At 68.5% G+C, this 1,891-nt stretch carries 2 protein-coding genes; one reads left to right on the top strand and one right to left on the bottom strand.

Annotated elements, in window-relative coordinates:
• The first annotated feature begins 124 nt into the window (after window positions 1-124).
• On the top strand, window positions 125-1,639 hold the full coding sequence (araA, locus tag BN1056_RS02740; protein WP_210578863.1) for an L-arabinose isomerase: 1,515 nt from the start codon (window positions 125-127) through the stop codon (window positions 1,637-1,639).
• 2 nt (window positions 1,640-1,641) lie between these two features.
• On the opposite strand, the gene BN1056_RS02735 is transcribed toward araA, so the two are convergent.
• On the bottom strand, window positions 1,642-1,891 hold a 250-nt coding region (locus tag BN1056_RS02735; protein WP_210578861.1), incomplete at its 5' end, for a hypothetical protein.

The following is a 1,891-nucleotide window of genomic DNA, read 5'->3' as shown; positions in this document are numbered from 1 at the left end:
CAACGACCGCTACCAGAACGTCTACGGCCAACACTAACCAACCCTTCCGCCCCGGCACGGTGCGGGCCGCCCCTGGTTCTTTTTCAACCTACTGTCTATCAACCCAATTCAAAGGAGAAGATTCATGACTGCTCTACCCAACCCCTTCGACGGCAAGGAGATCTGGTTCCTTACCGGAAGTCAGGATCTGTACGGCGAGGAGACCCTGGCTCAGGTCGCCGACCAGTCCCAGCAGGTCGCCGCCTGGCTCGACGCCGCCGATGCCATTCCGGTGCGCATCGTCTGGAAGCCGGTCCTGAAGGACCGCGACGCCATCCGCACCGCCATGCTCGCCGCCAACGCCGACGACGCCTGCATTGGTGTGATCGCCTGGATGCACACCTTCTCCCCGGCCAAGATGTGGATCGGTGGCATCGACGCGCTGTCCAAGCCCCTGGTCCAGTTGCACACCCAGTACTCGCAGTCCCTGCCGTGGTCCACCATCGACATGGACTACATGAACCTCAACCAGGCCGCTCACGGTGACCGCGAGTTCGGCTACATCCTGACCCGCCTGAGCCAGCCCCGCAAGGTCGTCGTCGGGCATGCCACCCAGGCGGCCACGCAGGCCAAGATCGGCACCTGGGCCCGCGCCGCCGCCGGCTGGGACGCCCTGCACGCCACGCGCCTGGTCCGCTTCGGTGACAACATGCGCAACGTCGCCGTAACCGAGGGCGACAAGACCGAGGCCGAGCTGCGTCTGGGCGCCAGTGTGAACACCTGGGGCGTAAACGACCTGGTCGAGGTCGTCGACGCCGTCACCGAGGCGGAGGTCGACGCCCTCATCGAGGAGTACCTGGACGCCTACGACGTCGTCGAGGAACTGCATCCCGGCGGCGAGCGCCACGAGTCCCTGCGCTACGGCGCTCGCATCGAGGCCGGCATGCGCCGCTTCCTCCAGGAGCGCGGCGCCACCGCCTTCACCACCAACTTCGAGGACCTCGGCGGGCTGCGCCAGCTGCCGGGCCTGGCCGTCCAACGGCTCATGGCCGACGGCTACGGCTTCGGCGCGGAGGGCGACTGGAAGACCGCCCTGCTCGTGCGCGCCGCCAAGGTCATGGGCTATGGCCTGCCCGGTGGTGCCTCCCTCATGGAGGACTACTGCTACGAGATGACGCCCGGCAAGGAGAAGATCCTCGGCGCCCACATGCTGGAGGTCTGCCCCTCGCTCACCGAGTCCAAGCCCCGCCTGGAGATCCACCCGCTGGGCATCGGGAACCGCGAGGACCCCGTGCGCCTGGTCTTCGACGCCGACACCGGCTCCGGACTCGTAGTCGCCATGTCCGACATGCGCGAGCGCTTCCGCCTGACCGCCAACGTCGTTGAGGTCGTCGGCCCCGATGAGCCGCTGCCCAAGCTGCCCGTCGCCCGCGCCGTATGGGAGCCGGCCCCCGACTTCTACACCTCCACCGAGTGCTGGATGCAGGCCGGCGCCGCCCACCACACGGTCATGACCACGGCCACCACCCTGGAGATGTGGCAGGACCTGGCCGAGATCGCCCGGATGGAACTGGCCGTCATCGACTCCTCCACCACCACCCGCGGCTTCGTGCAGGAGCTACGGAATAACCAGGTCTACTACCGCCTCACTCAGGGCTGAGATCAGACCTGTTCGCGGTGGGGCTCGCCCCGCCGCTCCGGGGCCGCCCCGGCGTCGTCGACCGTGGAACCACGCACCGACAGCGCCGGGGTGGTCTGGATCAAGGGCGCCCGCGCGGCCGCCGCGTCGGCGCGGGCCCAAGCGCCTTGCTGCGGCGGCGTGCCCAAATCGGCGTCCGGGGCCAGCAGGCCCAAGGCCGCTCGGGCCAGTTGTGGCAGGTCCAGAGATACGCTCGTCAGCGTCGGAGTGGCG

The organism is Actinomyces succiniciruminis (assembly GCF_900002405.1).
Classification (GTDB): Bacteria; Actinomycetota; Actinomycetes; order Actinomycetales; family Actinomycetaceae; genus Actinomyces; species Actinomyces succiniciruminis.
Note: the sequence above shows the minus strand (reverse complement) of the source record. Positions and strands in the feature narration are given on the sequence as shown.

Bases quoted from the DNA above. Each gene is read 5' to 3' on its own strand.
- araA (WP_210578863.1), top strand. From the start codon at position 125: ATGACTGCTCTACCCAACCCCTTCGACGGCAAGGAGATCTGGTTCCTT.